This is a genomic window from Streptomyces kanasensis (assembly GCF_043077165.1).
Classification (GTDB): Bacteria; Actinomycetota; Actinomycetes; order Streptomycetales; family Streptomycetaceae; genus Streptomyces; species Streptomyces changanensis.
In genome coordinates this window covers 316,188-335,031 of the sequence record NZ_JBIBSF010000002.1, presented here as the reverse complement: position 1 = coordinate 335,031, position 18,844 = coordinate 316,188, and the positions used below count along the sequence as shown (strand labels likewise).

Sequence of the window (18,844 nt, the reverse complement as noted above, 5' to 3'; positions counted from 1 at the left end):
GGGTGGTTCCCGACTCTTCGGATGTCCGGCTCTCCGGACGGTCCGGCTCCTCGGCCGGGGCGGACTGCTCGGGCGGTCCGGCGCTCCGGGCGGGCCGGCGCTCCGGGCGGGCCGGCCGTGTCCCGCACCGCGGGTTTCGGCGTCCGCCGTGCGGTCATCCGGATCCTGCTACCGGGGCGGCGGGCGCAGACAGTGACCGCGTCACCCGTGGGGCGTGACGATTTCCCGCCGCCCGGCCGCCCCGCCCACTCCCCCACGGGCGCCGCCTCCGCACCGCCGGACGGGTATGACGGCTTCACGTCCGGTCCGAGAGGAACACATCCCGGGCACCGGGAGGAGGCCACTGTCCCGCCGCCCGGGGCCGTTGCAGGCTTCGACGGGTACGGGCCGGGCCGCCGCACGCGGCCCGGCCGGCAACGGGGAGAAGAGGTACGGGGATGCACGACGTACAGCAGGGGGTCGGCGCGGAGCTGCGGAGGCGGCGCGAGGACACGGTCATCAGGAACACCCTCGCCACGGTGGCGGAGCCGCCCGCCGGCGGGCCGGGCACGGCGGGCGGGCCGGCCGGCGGCGTGTGCCGCGTCGTGCCGTTCGAGGAGCAGCCGCTGGTCGGCGACGACGCGGTCCGCCGCCACTTCGACGCGATGCTCGCCGCCTTCCCGGACCTGGCGCCCGAGGTGCTGTCGATCCACCACTCGGCCGACGTGGTGATCCTGGAGGGCCGGATCAACGGCACGCAGGCCGCGGACTGGCAGGGCATACCGAACCGGGGCAAGCGGATGGAGCTGCCCGTGGCGGTGCTCTCCCAGTTCGACGGGGAGCTGCTGGTCGACGGGACGCTGTACTACGACCGCGCGGTCGCCGCCCGGCAGCTGGTCTGAGGCGCGGCGGGGAGCACGTACGCCATGACGCCCTACCTGAGCACCCCGCCGTCCGGGCCGTGGTCCGGGCTGGACCTGTTCTGCCTGCCCTGCGCCGGGGGCGGGGCCTCCGCGTACGCCCGCTGGCAGGAGCGCCTCGACGCCTTCGGCGCCCGCGTGCGGGTCCTGCCGGTCCAGCTGCCGGGCCGGGAGGACCGCGCGGGCGAGCCGCGCTTCACCGACCTCGACGCGCTCGTCGCGGACCTGGACGAGCGGCTCGACGCGGCGTTCGCCCGGCCGCACCTGCTGTACGGGCACAGCATGGGCGCGTTCGTCGCGCACGCCCTGACCCTCGCGCGGCAGCGGCGGGGCGCGCCGCTGCCGCGGGCGCTGGTGCTGAGCTCGCACCGGGCCCCGCACGTACGCCCCAACCGGATCCTCGACCCGGACGCCGACGACGAGGCGCTCGCCACGAGCCTGGCCGAACTGGGCGGCATCCCCTGGGAGCTGGCCCGCCGGCCCCGCTTCCGGGCGGCGTACATGCCGCTGGTCCGCGACGACCTGCGGCTGTGCTCGGGCTGGGTGGAACCGGCCGACGTCGAACCGCTCCACGTGCCGCTGCACCTGTTCACCGGGGTGGACGACCACCTCGTGCCGCTGCCGAAGATGGCGGCGTGGCGGGCCCACGGGGCGCGCGGCAGCGAGCTGCGGACCATGCCCGGCGGGCACTTCTTCGTCCGCGCCCACGAGGACGAACTGCTGCGCGCGGTCGCCGCGCTCACCACCCGGTACGGCTCCGCCGTGCCGGCGGTCTGACGGGGCCGGACGGTGAGGAGCGAGGAGGTGGCGCCCGGTCCGGCCACCGCACGGCGCGGCGGCGCGGCGGCGCCCCGCGCCGGCGGCCCCGTCGACCTGGGGTTCGGCGAGCTGTACGGGCGCGAACGCGAACTGGGCCGGGTCCGCGACTGGCTGGAGCGGGGGGCGGGGGCGCGCCAGCTCACCCTGACCGGCCCCGCGGGCGTCGGCAAGAGCCACCTGGCGCACGCGGCGGTCGGCGCTCACGCCCGTGCCCACGGCACCGCGCTGCTGTGGGCGGACCTCGCCGACGCGCCGGACGGCGGGGCCGTGTGGGCGCTGTTCGGCGCCCGCTCCGCGCGGGAGGCGGCCGACCGGGTCGGCGGCTCCGAGCTGCTGCTGGTGCTGGACGACTGCGACCGGCTGGTCGCCGACATCGCCCTGGACGTGGCCGGGCTGCTGCGGGCCTGCCCGCTGCTGCGGGTCCTGGTGACGAGCCGGGTCGCGCTGGACATCCGCGCGGAGCGGATCCTGCCGGTCGGGCCGCTGCCCACCGGGGCCGGCTCGCCGGCCGAGGCGGTCTTCGCGGACCGGGTGCGCCCGTACTACCGGGCCGGTGTCGACGGCGGGGCGGGGCAGCTCGCGGTGGCGGAGATCTGCCGGACGCTGGACGGGATCCCGCTCGCCGTCGAGATGGCCGCCGAGGCGGTCGGCACCGAGGGGCCGCGCGCCCTGCTGGAGCGGCTGGCGCGCGGCGAGTACCCCGGCCGGAGCCGGCCGCGCGACACCCCCGAGCGGCACCGCAGCGTCGCCGCCGCGCTGGGCTGGGCGGCCGGGACGCTGGACGCGGGCGACCTGGCGCTCCTGCGGGACCTGTCCGTGTGCGAGACGTACGTCGACCTGGCCGCGGTGCGCGGTGTGAGCGGGCTCGACCACGCGGCGGCGGTCGCCGGGGTGGAGTCGCTGGTCCGCAAGAGCCTGCTGCTGAGCGCGGACGGGCCGGACGGCGAACCGGAGTTCCGGCTGACGCACATGGCGCGCTGCCACCACCGGGCGGCACTCGCCCTCGACGGCGACGCGCTGCGCCGCGCCCTCGACCGGCACGCCGCACACTGGCGCGCCTTCGCCGGGACGACCGCCGCGGCGCTCGCCTCGGGGCGGCACGTCGACCAGGTCCTCCAGACGGTCGCGGCCCGCCTGCCGGACCTCCTCAAGGCCGTGCGGCACCTGACGGGGCACGGTGACCACCTGGCCGCGCTGCGGCTGCTGACGGCGTTGGAGGGGCCCCTGCTCCGGCACCGGCTGGCCCCGTCGGCGGCGGACCTCGTCGAGGAGGCCGCGGCGGCGTGGGCGGCCGACCGGGGACGGGACGAGGACGGCGAGCAGGGGGAGCACGGCGGCCACGCGGGTGCCGGGGGCCCGCCCGGGGCGCCGGCGGACGCGTCCGGGGAGGTCGCCGGGGCGCTGACCGCGGTGGGCTGGTGGGCCGTGGGGTGCGGGGACTTCCGGCGGGCCGAGCGGGTGCTGGACCGGGCGGCGTCCCTCGCGGCGGAACTGCCCGCGGTGCGGGCGCGCGTGGCCGCGGTCACCGGGGAGCTGCTGCGGCGCCGGGGCGAGGCGGCGGCCGCGACCGTACTGCTCGACTCGGCGGTACGGCGCCTCGACGCGCTCGGGGAACGCCGCGGCGCCGCGCCGGCCCGCCGCGGCCAGGCGCTGCTGCTGGCCGCGCACGGCGACCCGGAGGCGGAACTTCCGCTGCTGCGCGCGCTGGACGACGTGGCGGACGACGTCGCGACGCGGGCGTCCCTGCTGACGGCGCTGGCCCGGGTGCGGCGGGTGCTCGGGCGGAACCAGGAGGCGTACGGCAGCGCGCGGGAGGCCGCGCGGCTGCTCATGGGGACCGGGGACCCGGTGCAGGTCGCCGAGGCGCTGGAGACCATGGCGGTCACGTCCGTCGGCGGGGGCGGGGACCAGGAGCAGCGGCACGCGGTGGCCCGGGTGCTGGCGTACGCGCAGGCCATCCGCAGGCGGTACGGCGCCGGGCCGGACGACGCGGGCACGGTGGGCGCGCTGACCGAGCGGCTCGCCGGCAGTGTGGACGCCGCGCTGCTGCGGCGGCTGCGCCGGGACGCCGAGCAGGTGTCGCTGCACGACGCGCTGGTCGCCGCGCTGTTCGCGCCGCCGCCCGCGCCGGAGCCGCCGCGCGCGGTGGCGGGGGCGGCGCCCCACGGGCTGACGCCGCGCCAGCACGAGATCGCCCTGCTGGTCGCCGAGGGGCTCACGAACCGGCAGATCGCCCGTCGGCTCGGCATCTCGGAGTGGACGGTGACCAACCACCTGCGGGTGGTGATGCAGAAGCTCGACTGCGCCTCCCGGGTGCACGTCGTCCGCGCGGTCCAGGGGAGCACGGGCTGAACGGGACGGTCGCGCCCGCCCGGAGCCGGCCGACGAGGGCGTGCGGGCCGGGGGCCGGCCGACCTGGGCGTGCGGGCCGGAGCCGACCGGGGCGTGCCCGCCCGGAGCCGGCCGACGAGGGCGTGCGGGCCGGAGCGTCGCCCGCCGGGTCGTGCCGGCTCCGCGCGTGCGGACCGGCCGGGCCCACCGCACCAGGGGCCCGGCCGGCCGTTCCCGGGGGCCCGGCCGTCCGGGGACGGCCGGGCCGGTGGAGGAGGTCCGGCGCCGGTCAGAAGACGATCGGACCGGGCGTCTGCTTGCCGACCGCGTTGCACGAGTTGACGATGCCGGCGACGTTCAGGCTCAGCGACACGTCGCCGGCCCCGGCGGCCGGGACGTACGAGTCGAGGCTGTCGCCCGCCGACACGGCGCCCGTCAGGGGGCCGATGGTGACCGGCTGGCCGGCCGCCGCGGCGTCGTTGGCGGTGCCGCTGAACGCGACGGTGCCACCGGCGGCACGCTCCAGGCGGAGCGTGGCGCTGATGGAGTCGGCCGGGATGTCGAACGGGGCGAGGCCGCCGCTGGTGGAGATGCGCACCGAGCCGGCACCGCCCGAGGCGGACGCCTCGATGGTGAGGTCGGTGACGCCGTACGCGCCGCAGTCGTAGCGGGCCGTCACCGTCTGGGAGGCGGCCGCGGACTGGACGGCGGTGGCCGGGGCGGCCGTGGCGATGCCACCGAGGAGGAGCCCGGCGGTGGCGACGGCGGTGGTGGACAACATCTGACGCATCATCAAAACCTTTCCACTGACTACGGGTGGTGTGCGTGGAAACGTCCGGGCGGCGCGGGCGCCGCCGCGGTTACCCGGTCGCGTGGGTGTCACGCGGCCGGGGGCCTGGTGGGGTGACCGGCGGCTGCCAGTCGGCGACCCCGTCGAAGCCGCGCAGCAGCAGTCCGGGGACGACCTTCGCCATCGCCCGGATCGCGCCGTCGCGCAGGGCGAGCGCGGCCGGGGAGCGGAGCGCCATGATCCGGGACGCGCGTTCGGCGCGGCGGATGAGGGCCGTGGTGCGGGGCCTGCGCTCCTCGTCGTACCGGGCGAGGGCGGCCGGCACGTCGGCGTCGGGCGCCACGTGGTGGGCGAGCACGACGCTGTCCTCGATCGCCATGTTGGCGCCCTGCCCGAGGGTGGGCACCATGGCGTGGGCGGCGTCGCCCAGGAGGACGGACCGGCCGCGCTGGTAGCGCTCCAGCGGCTGCGCCATGTGGAACACGTCGTGGCGCAGGACGTCCTCCTCCCCGATCGAGTCGAGCAGGGCGGGCACCGGGTGGTGCCAGTGCCCGAAGCGGCGGCGCAGCTCGGCCTTCTCCCCGTCCGGCGAGCGGCCCCCGCGCTCGGTGACGGCGCAGGCGTAGATGAAGACGCTCTCCGGGTCGCGGATGAGGCTGCCCCACACCTGCCCGCCGCCCCAGGTCTCGTGGGGCACGAACCGCTGCGGGGTGGGCGCGAGGATCCGCCACACCGTCCAGCCGCCGTACGCCGGTCCGGGGTGGTGGGGGAAGAGGACGCGGCGGCTCGCGGAGTTGACGCCGTCGGCGCACACGACGAGGTCCGCCTCGTACACCTCGCCCGCCGTCGACACCTTCGCCGGCCGGCCGGGCGCGCCCGCGTCGGCGAGGAAGGCGGCCTCGCCGGTGCGGACGGTGCCCTCGGGCAGCCGGTCGACGACGAGGTCGACGAGGTCGCTGCGGCGCAGCACGACCAGCGGTCCGCCGAAGCGGGTGACGACGGACGCGCTGGTCGTCCTGGCCAGCGGCCGGCCGCGGGGGTCCCGCAGCAGGCCGTCGCCGTCCCAGGCGGCGAGCCGGCTGACCTCCTCGTCGAGGGAGAGGGCGGCCAGCGCGCGCTGGGCGTTGGGGGCCAGGGTGAGCGCCGCGCCGACCGGGGCGAGGCCGGCGGCGCGCTCCAGCACCGTCACCCGCCAGCCGCGCCGGTGCAGCGCCAGCGCTGCCGTGAGACCGCCGATTCCCGCGCCGATGACCACTGCTCGTGGAGGGGACATGAACTCTCCTTGGGGGTGTCCGGTCAGGTGGGTCGCGGTGCCGAGCCGGGGGGTGTCCTGCCTGATCGGCACGACGCCCCCTACGTCCGGGCGCCCCCGGACCGCCAGTGCACCGCCGCGGCGCCCGCGAAGTCCCCCGCGTGGGCGAAGCCGGCCAGCATGAGCAGGCTGTCGTCCCCGATCCTTCCTTCGCGTACGCCGTGGTCCAGTGTGATGGGCACGGCGGCGCCGAAGAGGTTGCCGAACCGGTCGAAGGTGTCCAGGTGCCGGTCGGGGCCGATGGACAGGCGCTGCCGCCACTGCTCCAGGAACATCCGGTTCGGCTGGTTGGTGATGAGGACGTCCAGGTCGGCGGTCTCCAGGCCGAGTTCGTCGCAGAGACCGAGGACGACGTCGGGCACGAGGCGGTTGCCGCGCTCGACGATGTCCTTGACGCGGCCGGGGGTGAATCCGACGTGCATCTGGCTGGTGCCCGGCTCCCAGTACTTGCGGCCGTCGTCGAGGGTCAGGCCGCAGTCCCGGGTGTACTCGCCGTGGTGGGCGACCTTGACGCCGAGGACGGGCGACTCGGAGGACGCCGCGACGAAGGCGGCGCCGCAGCCGTCGCCGGGGATGACCGCCTCGGCGAGCCGGCGCACCTCGGTCTGGGTCATCACCGGCCCCGCGCTGTTCTGCACGTTGAGCAGGAGCGCGGAGCGGGCCTGGCCGGTGCCGATGAGGACGCGGGCCAGGCGCAGCAGGTGGACGAAGGAGGCGCAGCCGCCGTTGTGTGCGTCGAGCACCCAGTCGGCGCGGATGCCGAGCCGGTGGGCGACCTCCGCGCCGGGCCCGGTGAACGGGACCTCCGGCAGCAGGGTGTTGGTGATGACCACGTCGACGCCGCGCAGCGCGTCCCGGCCGACGCGGTCGGCGAGGGTGTGCGCGGCCTTCTCCATCATGTCGGCGGGCGTCTCGTCCCGGGACACCTGGTGCCGGAAGCGCGGCGCCTTGAACATGGTGTGGCCGGCGAGGGCCGCGTCCTGCGCCTGGTACTGCAGGAAGTACTCCGTGCCGACCGGTTCGCCCGGCATGTAGGAGGCGACCTCCAGGAGGCTCACGTCCCGCATGCCGGTCTCCCCGCCGGTGGCGCCCCTCATGCGGGGGCGCCGCTTCCGTGCCGGTGCTCCAGGATCTTCTTCAGGTTGTCGATCTCCGCCTGGTGGCCCGCGTAGAACAGCGGCCACATGTCGCCGACCCAGGGGCGGTCGGGCGTGGTGGCGAGCTCCGGGTGCGGGTTCTCGTCGTAGTACGGGTGGCGGCAGTTGGTCCAGATGACCACGGAGCCGGGCTTGTTCAGGACGATCTCCGCCGGGACGATCCGGTGGAGGTAGTTCATCCACAGCTCCTCGCCCTGGTCCCAGGCGCAGCGCATGTCGACGGTGAGGGCGTTCGGGTCGCCGTCGATCCGCATGAAGATCTTGGTGTTGTCGTCGAGGAGGACGTCGCGGCCCTGGTAGACGCCGGGCACGTCGGTGGGGGCGAAGTCGCGGGTGCTGTAGGTGTACTCGTTGAGGTTGCGGACGTCGGTGAGGTAGTCGTAGACGGCCTGCGGGGGCGCGTCGATGTACTGGTGGACGGTGACGAACCGGCCGTACACCTCGTCGTAGGTGAAGCTGTCCTTCGTCATCTGCGCGGCGACGGCCATGGCCTCCTCGCGCGGCGTGGTCTCCCAGCGCAGCAGGCCGGGGACGTCCTTCACGCCGGCCGGGACGGGCTCGGGGGCGACGTAGCCGGGCAGGGGGGTCGGGTTGGTGACGGAGGTGGTCATCCTGGTACGGCTCCTTCTCGGACGGGCCGTCCGCGGCCGGTGAGCAGCACGTGCTGCCGGAACGGCCGGAACGGTGGCATTTCGGTGGGGTCGACGTCCACGCAGACCAGCGCGGGCGACGAGGTGGCGTGGGCGCGGTCCAGGGCCGCGCCCAGCTCTCCCGCGGTGCGGACGGTGTCGGCGGCCAGGCCGGGGAACATCGCGGCGGCGCCGTCGCCGATCCGGGCCGGCCGGAAGAGGTTGTAGGAGTAGTCGCCGGAGAAGAACAGCTGCTCCCGGGTGGCGCACATGCCGTGGGCGTTGTTGTTCAGCACGACGAAGGTGACGGGCAGGTCGTGTTCGACGGCCGTGTGGACCTCCATGCCGTGCATGAAGAACGCCCCGTCGCCGGCGATGACGCAGGTGCGCCGGCCGGTGGCGAACGCCGCGCCCACCCCCGCGCCGAAGCTGTGGCCCATGCCGCCCATGCCGAGGGCGGCGATGAACCGGCCGCCGGGGGGCACGTCGACGTGGTGGATGGCGGCGGCCCCGGTGTTCCCGGCGTCGGCCACGACGGTGGCGCCTTCGGGGAGGTGGGCCGCGACGGTCAGGGCGGCCGTGCGCAGGTCCAGCGGGGTCGCCGGGTCGGGTACGGCGGCGGCCGGGCGCACGGGCCGCGGCGCGGGCCCCGGGTGCCGGGCGGTCCGGTCGGGCGCCGGGTGCCCGGCGGCCGGGCGGTCCGTGGCCGGGCCGGGCGCGGTGGTGACCTCCCGCTCCAGCAGCTCCAGTTCGGCGGCGACCGGCCCGGTGAGGCGGACCAGCTCCTCGTGGGCGCCGAGGAACGGCTCGCGCGGGTCGACGCAGACCACCGGCACGCCCTTGAGGTGCTCGTGCAGTCCGGCGCCGGCCATCTGCGGCAGTCGCGTGCCGGCGAGCAGCACGGCGGACGCCCGCTCCAGGGCCTCCTGCACCTCGGCCGTGCCGATCGCGCCGGCGATGCCGAGGTGGCCGGGGTCGCGCGGGTCGGCGACGTCCTTGGCGTCGGGGACGACGGCGACCGCCGCGCCCAGCGCCGCGGTGAGCCGGGCCAGCTGGGGACGGGCGTCGGCGCGGGCGACGGCCTCGCCGGCGATGACGGCGACACCGCCGCGCCGGGTCGCCGCGCGCAGCAGCGCCGCGGCGCGGCTCCGCTCGGCCGCGTCGGACAGCGGCAGCGCGGCCGGGGCCACCGCGGCGGGCGGGTCCCACGACGGGATGACGGCCTGCTGCACGTCCTTGGGGAGGAGCAGCACCGCGGGCCCGGGCGCCGCCGGGTCGGTCGCCGCGGCCAGGGCGCGCGGCAGTTCCCGGACGATCGACTCGGGGTCGTCGACGCGGACGCAGTACACGGCCAGTTCGGCGAACATCCGGGCGGCGTCGATCGAGCCGGCGAGGCCGCTGGTCTCCTGGAAGGAACCGCGGCCGTCGAGCGCGGCGGGCGGCTGCCCGATCAGGACGAGCGCAGGCACGTAGGAGGCGCGCAGCTCGGCGATGCCGGGGACGAGGTTCATCGCGCCGGCGCCGGAGGTGGCGGCGATCACCGGGACGCGCTGCGACGCGCGGTGGTAGCCGTCCGCCATGGTGGCGGCGGAGAACTCGTGCTTGGCCACCACCCCCAGGGGGCCGGCCTGCGCGTGGTGCAGCGCGTCGTAGAGGTCCTCGATGTTGGCGCCGCCGACTCCGAATACATGGCTGACTTCCTGCCGTTGCAGGAAATCCACGACGAAATCGACCACGCGGGGTGAATTTCTCATGTGGCCGCCCCCTTCAGACGGTGGTGCGGCCATTACAGGCAGCGCCGCCGACGAGCGACAAGTGACCGGGATCTGCCGGTCGACAGGGGCGGCACCGGCAGGTTTCGACCAGGTGCCGCGGACGCGAACCGGCAGTGACCTGCCGGCCGGAGGAGGGTTCGCATGGCAGGGATCTGCCATGTCCGACTGCCATGTATCCGGCCACGTGGCGCCGTTAGGTTTCCCGGCACATCGACGTACGAACGAATGGGGAACCCACCGTGATCACCGTCGCCACCGTCTGCTCCCTCATAGAGAAGAAGCTCGGCAGCAAGGCCGCCGGCCTGACGCTCGACGAGAACACGGCGTTCGACTCGGTCGGCCTGTCCAGCCTCCAGATCGCCGACATCGTCTACACGATCGAGGACGACGCGGAGATCGAGCTCGACCCGAGCGAGGCGGCCAACGTCAAGACCGTCGGCGACCTGGTCACGCTGGTGGAGGCCACGAAGTCCGCCGGTGCGGCGGCATGACCACCGCGACCACCGCCTACCGGGGCGCGACGGCGGAGGCGATCCGGCACCACTACGACGTCTCCAACGACTTCTACGCCCTGTGGCTGGACGACTCCCTCACCTACACCTGCGCCCTGTGGGACGACTCCGCCACCGGCCTGGCCGGGGTGCCGGAGACGCTGGAGAGCGCACAGGCCCGCAAGCTGGACTACCTCATCGAGGGGGCCAGGGCGGCCGGCGCCCGCCGCGTCCTGGACGTGGGATGCGGCTGGGGCAGCCTGCTGAAGCGGCTCACGGGGATCTACGGCGTCGAGCACGCCGTGGGCCTGACCCTCAGCGACAGCCAGGCCGAACTGGTCCGCGGGGCGGCGCTGCCCGGCGCGGAGGTCCGCGTGGAGAACTGGCGCGACCACCGCCCCGAGGAGGGGTACGACGCGATCGTCTCCATCGGCGCGTTCGAGCACTTCGCCACCACGGGCCTGTCCCGCGCCGAACGGATCGCGGCGTACCGGGAGTTCTTCGAGCGGTGCCACGCGTGGCTGCCGCCGCGCGGCCGGATCGCCCTGCAGACCAACGTCAAGGGCAACAACACCGTGATGGACAAGGCCACGGTGCGGGAGCTGATGTTCATCATCGACACGATCTTCCCGGAGTCCGAGATCCCGGCCCTGTCCGAGGTGGTCGAGTCGTCCGAGAAGCTCTTCGACGTCGTCTCCCTGCGCAACGACCCCGACCACTACGCCCGCACCTGCGCGGAGTGGCTGCGCCGCCTGCGGGAGAACCGCGCGTCCGCCGTACGGGTCGCGGGCGAGGAGAACGTCCGCAACTACGAGAAGTACCTGGGGGCGAGCGTCCGGCACTTCGAGAACCGGCACCTGGGGCTGTCGAGGATCATCCTCGAAAAGGGGCGGTAGTGGGTACACGCAAGCACGTCGTCTACTGGCACGAGACCGAGGCCGTCACGCCCGAGCCGCCGCTGCGCGACGCGGTCGACTGCGACGTCGCCGTCGTCGGCGGCGGGTACACCGGGCTGTGGGCCGCCCACTTCCTGAAGGAGGCGGAGCCCGCGCTCGACATCCGGATCGTCGAGGCGGAGTACTCGGGGTACGGGGCGTCCGGCCGCGCCGACGGGTTCGTCACGCCGACCATCGGCAAGGACATCCAGGCGCTCGTCCAGGAGTTCGGCACGCGCCGCGCCCTGGAGGCGTCCCAGGCGGTCGGCCGCTCGATCCTGGAGATCGGCCGGTTCCTGCGCCGCAACAAGGTCGACGCCGAGTACGAGGCCAACGACTACCTGATGGTCGCCACCGACGCCGCCCAGCTGCGCCGGCTGCGCGAGGACCGCCGGCTGGCCACCACCATCGCCGGCCGCGAACAGCCCGAGATCCTCTCCGCGGCGCGCGCCCAGGAGGTCATCGGCTCCCCGGCGGTGCTCGGCGCGATGCGCACCGGCGGCGCCCTGGTCAACCCGTTCAAGCTGGCCAGGGGCCTGGCGCGGGTCGTCAAGGAGCGCGGCGTCACCGTCTACGAGAACACGCCCGTGCTGCGGGTGCTGCCCGGCGTGCGGCCGACGGTGGTCACGCCCGGCGGGCGGATCACCGCCGACAAGGTGATCATCGCGGCGAACGCGCACCAGTTCACCTTCGCGCCGTTCCGCAACAAGACCGTGCCGATCTGGAGCTACGCGCTGGTGAGCGAGCCGCTCACCGACGAGCAGCTGGGCCGGGTCGCCTGGGCCGGCCGCGAGGGCATGGTCGAGGCCAAGACGTTCCTGACCTGCGCGCGCTTCACCGCCGACAACCGGCTGATGTTCGCCGGCGGGCCCGCCCTGTACTTCCTGGGCCGCGACACGCGCCGCCGCCGGATGAACGACCCGCGCGCCTACCGGGCGCTCCAGGAGGAGTTCCGCCGGTTCTTCCCCATGTGGGACGACGTGCGGTTCACCTACGCGTACGGCGGCACGGTCGACGTCACCCGGGACTACGCCCCGCACTTCGGGCGGCTGCCCGGCGGCAACGTCTTCTACGGCTACGGCTTCAACGGCAACGGCATCGCCGCCACGCACACCGGCGGCAAGGTCCTGCGCGACCTCGTCCTCGGCAAGGACACCGAGTACGCGCGCCTGCTCTACGTCGACGACGGCCACCGCAGGCAGCGCGACTTCCCGCCCGAGCCGCTGCTGTACGTGGGCGCCCGGGCCACCACACGGCTCATGGAGTGGAAGGAGTCCCGGCCATGACCGGACAGCGCCGCACCGTGCTGCTCACGGGGGCCTCCGGCGTCGTGGGACAGGCCGTCCTGCGGGAGGCGCCCGGCCGGCCCGTACGGATCGTCTCGATGGCCCGCCCCGGCGGCACCCCCCTCCCGGCCGGCACCGAGGAGGTCCTCGGCGCCGACCTGGCGCAGCCCCGCTTCGGCCTCGACGAGGACAGCTACGCCGCCCTGGCCCGCGACGTCGACACCGTCATCCACTCGGCCGGGCTGACCGAGTGGGGGCTGCCCGACGAGCGGTACAAGCCGGTCAACGTCGACGGCACGCGCCGCGTCATCGACTTCGCACAGCGCGCCGGCGCCACCGTCCACTTCATGAGCACCGCTTTCGTGGCCGCGCTCTTCACGGGCGCGCCACACCGGCTGAGCGACACGAACGTCACGACGAACTACGTCCGCTCCAAGCTGCGCTCCGAGCAGCTGCTGCGCGACAGCGGGATCCGGCACACCGTGTTCCGGCCCACCAACCTGATCGGCGACTCGGTCACCGGCTGGACCTCGCGCGGCCAGATCGTGCAGCTGATGTCGGACTGGATCTGCCGCGGCCGGGCGCCGTTCGTCCCCGTGCACCGGGGCAACCGCATCGACGTCGTGCCGCAGGACCTCCTCGCCAAGGCGGTGCTGCGGGCCGTCGAACTCGGCGACGACGAGGGCGCCTTCTGGGTGACGTACGGCGACGAGGCCATGGACATGGAGCGGGCCGTCGAGGTGTGCGCCAAGCACGCGGCGACCCTCGGCCGGACCCTCAAGCCGGTCCCGGTGACCGACCCCGACGCCCTCGACCCGGAGGAGCTGCGGCGGCTCCCGCCGCCGGCCCGCTCGTACCTGTCGGTACTGCGGGACGTCAGCGAGGTCACCCGGTGCAGCGGCGGTGTCCTGCCGACGTCCATGCCGGAGCTGCGCGAGCGGTACGGCATCCCGCACGTCGAGGACACCGACGCGTACCTGCGGACGCTCGAGTACGCCTCCGCCCACCTCAGCTGAGACCGAAGGAGCACGCCAAGTGAACGAGGAGTGGAAGCCGCCGCGGCTCGACGGGACCGTCGCCGTGGTGACCGGCGCCAGCCGCGGCGTGGGGCGGGGCATCGCCCTGGCCCTGGGCACCGCGGGCGCCACGGTGTACGTCACCGGCCGCAGCAGCCGCGGCGAGGGACGCACGGAGGGGCTGCCCGGCACGGTCGACGACACGGCGGAGGAGGTCACCGCCCGGGGCGGCACCGGCGTCGCCGTCCGCTGCGACCACCGCTCGACCGAGGACAACCAGGCCCTCGCCGACCGGATCCGCGCCGACCACGGCGGTCTGGACGTGCTGGTCAACAACGCCTGGGCCGGCTACGAGCGCTCCGCGGACGTCCGGTTCGACGCGCCGTACTGGGAGCAGCCGATGTGGCGCTACGAGCTGTGCGAGGGCTCGCTGCGCGCCCAGTACGACGTGACGCGGCTGCTGACGCCGCTGATGTTCGAGCGGCCGGGCGGCCTGGTCGTCGGCATCGGCTACACGGACGGCGACACCTACCTGGGGCAGGCCGCGTACGACGTGTTCAAGTCGGCCAACGACCGGATGAGCCGGGCGTTCGCCGCGGACCTGCGCAAGAAGCGGGTCACCGCCCTCTCCCTGCACCCCGGTTTCGTCCGCACCGAGCGGGTCGAGGCCGCGTGGGAGGCGCTGGGCGACGGTCCCGCCGCGGTGGTGCACACCCCCGAGTACGTGGGCCGCGCCATCGCCCACCTGGCGGGCGACCCCGAGGTCCGGGAGCGGGCCGGGCAGGTCCTCACCGTCGGCGACCTCGCCGCCGAGTACGGCTTCACCGACGTCGACGGCCGGCGGCTGCCCGCCTTCCGGCTGGAGGGGCGGATGAGCCTCGCCACCCGCATGGACCGGCTGAACCGGGTCGTGGCCCGGGCGACCACCCCCTGACGCGGCGCGGCCCGCCGGCCGCGCCGCCCACCCCCCACGGCACCACCACCCCCAGGCAAGAACGGCGAACAGGAGAAGGCATGGGCAGGGGAACGACCCCGTCCGCCGCACGGGCCGCGAAGGCCACGCCGGGCGCGGCCGGCAAGGCCGCGGGCCTCGCGCTCGCGGTGACGTGCGGCGCACAGTTCATGGTCATCATCGACGACACGGTCGTCGCGATGGCGCTGCCGACGATCCGCACCGCGCTCGACTTCGAACAGGCGTCGCTCGCCTGGGTCGTCGACGCCTACATGCTGCTGTTCGGCGGCTTCCTCGTGCTCGGCGGCCGGTGCGCGGACCTCTTCGGCCGCCGCCGGGTCTTCCTGACCGGCCTCGCCGTCTTCACGGTGGCGTCACTCGCCTGCGGGCTCGCCAACAGCTCGGAGATGCTGATCGTGTCGCGCGGCGCCCAGGGCTTCGGCGCGGCGCTCCTCAGCCCGGCGGCGCTCTCCATCCTCATCACCGTCTTCACCGAGGCGAAGGAGCGGCGCAGGGCGCTGGGGATCTGGGGCGGGCTCACCGGCATCTCCGGGGTGTCCGGCGTGCTCCTCGGCGGTGTCATCACCGACGTCATCGACTGGCGGTGGGTGTTCTTCATCAACATCCCCGTCGGAGTCCTGCTGTTCGCGCTCGCCATGCGGCCCGCGCTCGCCGACCGCGAGGCTCCGGCGAAGGGCACGTCCACGGACAGCACCGGCGCCGTCCTCATCACCTCCGCGCTGCTGCTCCTGGTGTACACGGTGATCAGCACCAGCCACCGCCCGTGGGGCTCGGCGGCGACCATCGCCGGCTTCGTCGGCGCGGCCGTGCTGCTGGCCGGGTTCGTCGTGCGGGAGCTGCGCGCCGAGCAGCCGCTGATCCGGCTGGGCATCTTCGCCAACCGGCAGATCGCGGCGGCCAACGTGATGATGCTGCTCGCCGCGTCCGGCCTGTACGGGATCTTCTTCTTCCTGACGCAGTACATGCAGCTCCTCCAGGGCTGGTCGCCGCTGCGGGCCGGTCTGTCGTGGGCGCCGTTCGGCGTGACGATGGCGGTGTTCTCGGGCATCGCGATCCAGCTGCTGCCGAAGCTCGGCAGCCGCGTGCTGTGCCTGCTCGGACTGGGCACGGCCACCGTCGGGCTCGGCCTGCTGCTGGGCGCCCCCGTCAAGGCGTCGTACGCGTCCGACGTGCTGCCCACCCTGCTGCTGTGCGCCGCCGGGTACGGGCTGGCGATGGTGCCGCTCGTGGTGGCGGCGGTGAGCGGGGTGGCGAAGGCGGACTCCGGAGCGGCCTCCGGCGTCCTGAACACCGGCCAGCAGATCGGCGGGGCCACCGGTCTCGCGGTGCTGGCCGCGCTGGCCGGCAGCCGGCTCGACGACGAGGTCGCCGCGGGCACGGCGATGCCCGACGCCCTGCTGGCGAGCTTCCACTCGGCGTTCCTCGTCGGCACCGTGCTCAGCGCCTGCGCCGCGCTGCTGGCGCTGGTCCTGCCCGCGCTGCGCACGGAGTTCGACCCCGAGACGACCTCGGGCGTCTGACCCGCCCCCGGCGGGTCCGCCCCGCCGGGGCCCGCCCCGGACGTGGCCCGTCCCGCCGGGGCCCGTCCCGCCGGGGCGCCGAGTGCAACACACCTAGGAGTGAGGGGAAGAGGGGATATGGACGGCAGGGAGCATCGCTGGTACATGCTGATGGTCTCCGTGGTGCCGCTGCTCGCACTCGGCGTCGCCATGGTGCTGGCGTGGAACCGCGTCTTCGGCTGGACCGACGTGCTGGTGACGGCGATCATGTACGTGATCTCGGGCATCGGCATCTCGACGGGCTACCACCGGCTGCTGACGCACCGCTCGTTCGAGACGTACAAGCCGATACGGGTGGGGCTCGCGGCCGCCGGGGTGATGGCGGGCCAGGGTCCGCCGATCATCTGGGCGGCCCACCACCGCAAGCACCACCGGGTCGCCGACAAGGAGGGTGACCCGCACAGCCCCCACCTCGGCTTCGAGCCCGGTTTCAAGGGGGCGCTCGCCGGGATGTGGCACGCCCACCTGGGCTGGCTGTTCAACGTGCGGCTCAGCTCGGACCCGATCCGCTACTGCCCGGACCTGGTCCGGGAGAAGCCGCTGCGCTGGCTCAGCGAGAACTTCCTGGCCGTGGTCGCCGCGGGCGTCGTCCTGCCGGGCCTGATCGCCTTCGCGGTGAGCGGGGGCTCCGTGCGGGCGCTGCTGACCGGCATCCTCTGGGGCGGCCTGGTCCGCATCTTCCTGATCAACCACATGACGTACGCGGTCAACTCGATCGGCCACTACTTCGGCCGGCGCCGCTTCTCCACCACGGACGAGTCCCGCAACGTCGCCTGGCTGGCCATCCCGTCGTTCGGCGAGGCCTGGCACAACAACCACCACGCCTTCCCCCGGTCCGCCCGGCACGGCATGAAGTGGTACGAGGTCGACATCTCCGCGATCTTCATCTGGAGCCTGGAGAAGACCCGCCTGGCGTGGAAGGTCATCCGCATCGACCCCGAGCGCATGACGATGCGCGAGGCCGGCGTCAGCCGGGTCGCCGGCAGCCGGCTCAGCCAGGAGGAGCTGCTGGTCAGCCAGCAGCGGATCGCCCCCATGGCCGAGCGGTCCCGCGACGGCGGCGACGTCTCCCTCGTGGACGTGGAGTGACCGTGGCGGCCACCGACGCGGGCCTGTGGGAGCTGCTGCTGCGCGACGACGCGCGCGGCACCCTCCACCACTGGGACGGCGACGGCTTCGGCCACCTGCCGTGGCGCGAGGTCGTCGCCGACGCGCACGGCATGGCGGCGTCCCTGCGCGCCGCCGGGGTCGGGCCGGGCAGCCGGGTCGCCACCGTGCTGACCAACTCGGCGCACACGGTCCGCGGTCTGCTCGCCGTGTGGCTGGCGGGCGGCGCCGTCGCCTCCTTCCCGCTGCCGGCGCGCGGCCAGAGCCCGGAGGAGTACGGGCAGCAGCTGAGCGTGCTCAGCGACCGCCTCGACCCGGTCGCGCTCCTCGTCGACGAGCGGCTGCGGTCCCTGGTCCCGGCCGGGCTCGCCACGCGCCTGCCGGTGCGCACGTGGACGTCGCTGTACGGCGGCGGGCGGATCGAGCCGGAACCGCCCGGCCCGGAGGAGACCGCGTTCATCCAGTACTCGTCCGGCAGCACCAGCCTGCCCAAGGGGTGCGAGCTGAGCGCGCGCGCCGTCGGCACCCACCTGCACATGCTGCGGGAGATGTCGGACGGGCGCCCCGGCGAGGAGACCATCGCCTCCTGGCTGCCGCTCTCGCACGACATGGGCGTCTTCGGCACGATGCTCCACGCCTGGGCGTTCGACCACGACTTCGTGATGTCGTCCCCGGAGCGCTTCGGCATGGCGCCGCGCAGCTGGTTCCGCGACATGTCCGAGTTCGGCGCGACGATGACGGCAGGCACGAACACCGCCCTGCACCTGGCGACGCGGGCGCAGGGCCGCACCGCCCTGCCCAGGCCGCTGCGGCTGAAGGTGTTCGTGGTGGGCGCCGAACGCGTCGACTTCGACACCCTGAACGCCGCGGCGGAGACGTTCCGCTCCTCCGGGCTGGCACCGGAGGCGTTCATGCCCGCGTACGGCATGGCGGAGGCGACGCTCGCCATCGCCAGTTGTCCCCTGGGCGAGCTGCCCTCGGCGCGCTCCTTCGACGGGGCGGCCCTGCTCGACGACCGGGTCGTCGAGGTGCCGGCGGGCACCCCGGGCGCGACCCGGCTGGTGTCCAACGGCCCGCCGCTGCCCGGCGTGCGGGTGCGGACCGCCGTACCGGACCGCGTCTCCGAGCTGCTGGTCGCCACGCCGAGCCTCGCCAGTGGCTACCACGGGGACCCGCGCCGCACCGCCGACCGGTTCCGCGGCGGCGAACTGCGCACCGGCGACCTCGGATTCGTCCACGACGGCGAGGTGTTCTTCGTGGGCCGCGCCGACGACCTGATCTCGGTCGGCGGACGGAACGTCCACACCGGGGAGATCGAGTCGGCGATCGAGGACCTCGGCCCGGTCCGCAAGGGCTGCTCGGCGCTGGTCGAGGTGCCCGGCTCCCCCGTCTCCCGGCTGGTGCTGCTCCTCGAACCGGCGCGCCGGAGCGACGACTTCCGCTCGATCGCCGACCGGGCGGCGACGGTGGCCCTGGAGAAGTCGGGGATCGCCCTGTCGGAGTGCGTCTTCGTGGAGCGCGGCCACCTGCCGCGCACCCCCAGCGGCAAGATCCAGCGGTTCCGCTGCCGGAGCCTGCTCGGCCGGGACGACTCCCGGCTGAAGACCATCGCCCGCGTCCGGCTCGACTGATCCGGACGGGGCGGGCGGGGGGCCGCCCCCCCCCCCCCCCCCCCCCCGGCCCGGGGCGTACGCCACGCGCCCCGCGCGGGGAAGGGCGCCCGGGTGGTGGGGGCGCCCCCCGGACACCGCGCGGGGGGGGCCCC

The 18,844-nt window shown here is 74.9% G+C and carries 16 protein-coding genes; 11 read left to right on the top strand and 5 right to left on the bottom strand.

Annotated features, from left to right (window positions below; all coding sequences use genetic code 11):
* Positions 1–437 precede the first annotated feature (437 nt).
* From ACF053_RS06800 to ACF053_RS06790, 3 genes are read left to right on the top strand one after another with little or no spacing between them, the layout of a single operon-like run.
* Positions 438–881 carry an ester cyclase gene (locus ACF053_RS06800; protein WP_391952880.1) on the top strand — a complete coding sequence of 148 codons (444 nt, stop codon included), beginning with the start codon at positions 438–440 and terminating at the stop codon, positions 879–881.
* A gap of 24 nt (positions 882–905) precedes the next feature.
* A complete protein-coding gene (locus tag ACF053_RS06795) occupies positions 906–1,676 on the top strand; it encodes a thioesterase II family protein (protein WP_391952879.1) in 771 nt (256 codons plus the stop codon).
* A gap of 27 nt (positions 1,677–1,703) precedes the next feature.
* A complete protein-coding gene (locus ACF053_RS06790; RefSeq protein WP_391952878.1) occupies positions 1,704–4,070 on the top strand; it encodes a LuxR C-terminal-related transcriptional regulator in 2,367 nt (788 codons plus the stop codon).
* A gap of 268 nt (positions 4,071–4,338) precedes the next feature.
* On the opposite strand, the gene ACF053_RS06785 is transcribed toward ACF053_RS06790, so the two are convergent.
* The 5 genes from ACF053_RS06785 to ACF053_RS06765 all read right to left on the bottom strand — a co-directional run bounded on the left by ACF053_RS06785 (position 4,339) and on the right by ACF053_RS06765 (position 9,691).
* Complete coding sequence (locus tag ACF053_RS06785; RefSeq protein ID WP_391952877.1) at positions 4,339–4,830, bottom strand: hypothetical protein; 492 nt, start codon at positions 4,828–4,830, stop codon at positions 4,339–4,341.
* A gap of 79 nt (positions 4,831–4,909) precedes the next feature.
* A complete protein-coding gene (locus ACF053_RS06780; protein WP_391952876.1) occupies positions 4,910–6,112 on the bottom strand; it encodes an FAD-dependent oxidoreductase in 1,203 nt (400 codons plus the stop codon).
* An 80-nt stretch (positions 6,113–6,192) separates the two neighbouring features.
* Positions 6,193–7,218, bottom strand: a complete 1,026-nt coding sequence (locus ACF053_RS06775; RefSeq protein ID WP_391952875.1) for a 3-oxoacyl-ACP synthase III family protein — start codon at positions 7,216–7,218, stop codon at positions 6,193–6,195.
* Between the two features lie 26 nt (positions 7,219–7,244).
* Complete coding sequence (locus tag ACF053_RS06770) at positions 7,245–7,919, bottom strand: SRPBCC family protein (protein WP_391952874.1); 675 nt, start codon at positions 7,917–7,919, stop codon at positions 7,245–7,247.
* On the bottom strand, positions 7,916–9,691 hold the full coding sequence (locus ACF053_RS06765; protein WP_391952873.1) for a thiamine pyrophosphate-binding protein: 1,776 nt from the start codon (positions 9,689–9,691) through the stop codon (positions 7,916–7,918). The genes ACF053_RS06770 and ACF053_RS06765 overlap by 4 nt, the downstream gene beginning before the upstream one ends.
* A 260-nt stretch (positions 9,692–9,951) precedes the next feature.
* On the opposite strand from ACF053_RS06765, the gene ACF053_RS06760 reads away from it, so the two are divergent.
* The 8 genes from ACF053_RS06760 to ACF053_RS06725 all read left to right on the top strand — a co-directional run bounded on the left by ACF053_RS06760 (position 9,952) and on the right by ACF053_RS06725 (position 18,710).
* Positions 9,952–10,203, top strand: a complete 252-nt coding sequence (locus tag ACF053_RS06760) for an acyl carrier protein (protein WP_058945049.1) — start codon at positions 9,952–9,954, stop codon at positions 10,201–10,203.
* On the top strand, positions 10,200–11,099 hold the full coding sequence (locus tag ACF053_RS06755) for a class I SAM-dependent methyltransferase (protein ID WP_391952872.1): 900 nt from the start codon (positions 10,200–10,202) through the stop codon (positions 11,097–11,099). The genes ACF053_RS06760 and ACF053_RS06755 overlap by 4 nt, the downstream gene beginning before the upstream one ends.
* Positions 11,099–12,424 (top strand): NAD(P)/FAD-dependent oxidoreductase, encoded by a 1,326-nt coding sequence (locus ACF053_RS06750; protein WP_391952871.1) that lies wholly within the window; start codon positions 11,099–11,101, stop codon positions 12,422–12,424. Before ACF053_RS06755 ends, ACF053_RS06750 begins: the two co-directional genes overlap by 1 nt.
* Positions 12,421–13,440 (top strand): SDR family oxidoreductase, encoded by a 1,020-nt coding sequence (locus ACF053_RS06745; protein WP_058945052.1) that lies wholly within the window; start codon positions 12,421–12,423, stop codon positions 13,438–13,440. Before ACF053_RS06750 ends, ACF053_RS06745 begins: the two co-directional genes overlap by 4 nt.
* Before the next feature lie 19 nt (positions 13,441–13,459).
* Positions 13,460–14,374 carry an SDR family NAD(P)-dependent oxidoreductase gene (locus ACF053_RS06740; protein ID WP_391952870.1) on the top strand — a complete coding sequence of 305 codons (915 nt, stop codon included), beginning with the start codon at positions 13,460–13,462 and terminating at the stop codon, positions 14,372–14,374.
* Positions 14,375–14,454: 80 nt separating this feature from the next.
* Entirely contained in the window at positions 14,455–15,933 is a 1,479-nt protein-coding gene (locus ACF053_RS06735) for an MFS transporter (RefSeq protein ID WP_391952869.1), read from the top strand.
* 117 nt (positions 15,934–16,050) lie between these two features.
* A complete protein-coding gene (locus tag ACF053_RS06730; RefSeq protein ID WP_391952868.1) occupies positions 16,051–17,061 on the top strand; it encodes an acyl-CoA desaturase in 1,011 nt (336 codons plus the stop codon).
* 2 nt (positions 17,062–17,063) lie between these two features.
* Positions 17,064–18,710, top strand: a complete 1,647-nt coding sequence (locus tag ACF053_RS06725) for an AMP-binding protein (protein ID WP_391952867.1) — start codon at positions 17,064–17,066, stop codon at positions 18,708–18,710.
* The last annotated feature ends 134 nt before the right edge of the window (positions 18,711–18,844 follow it).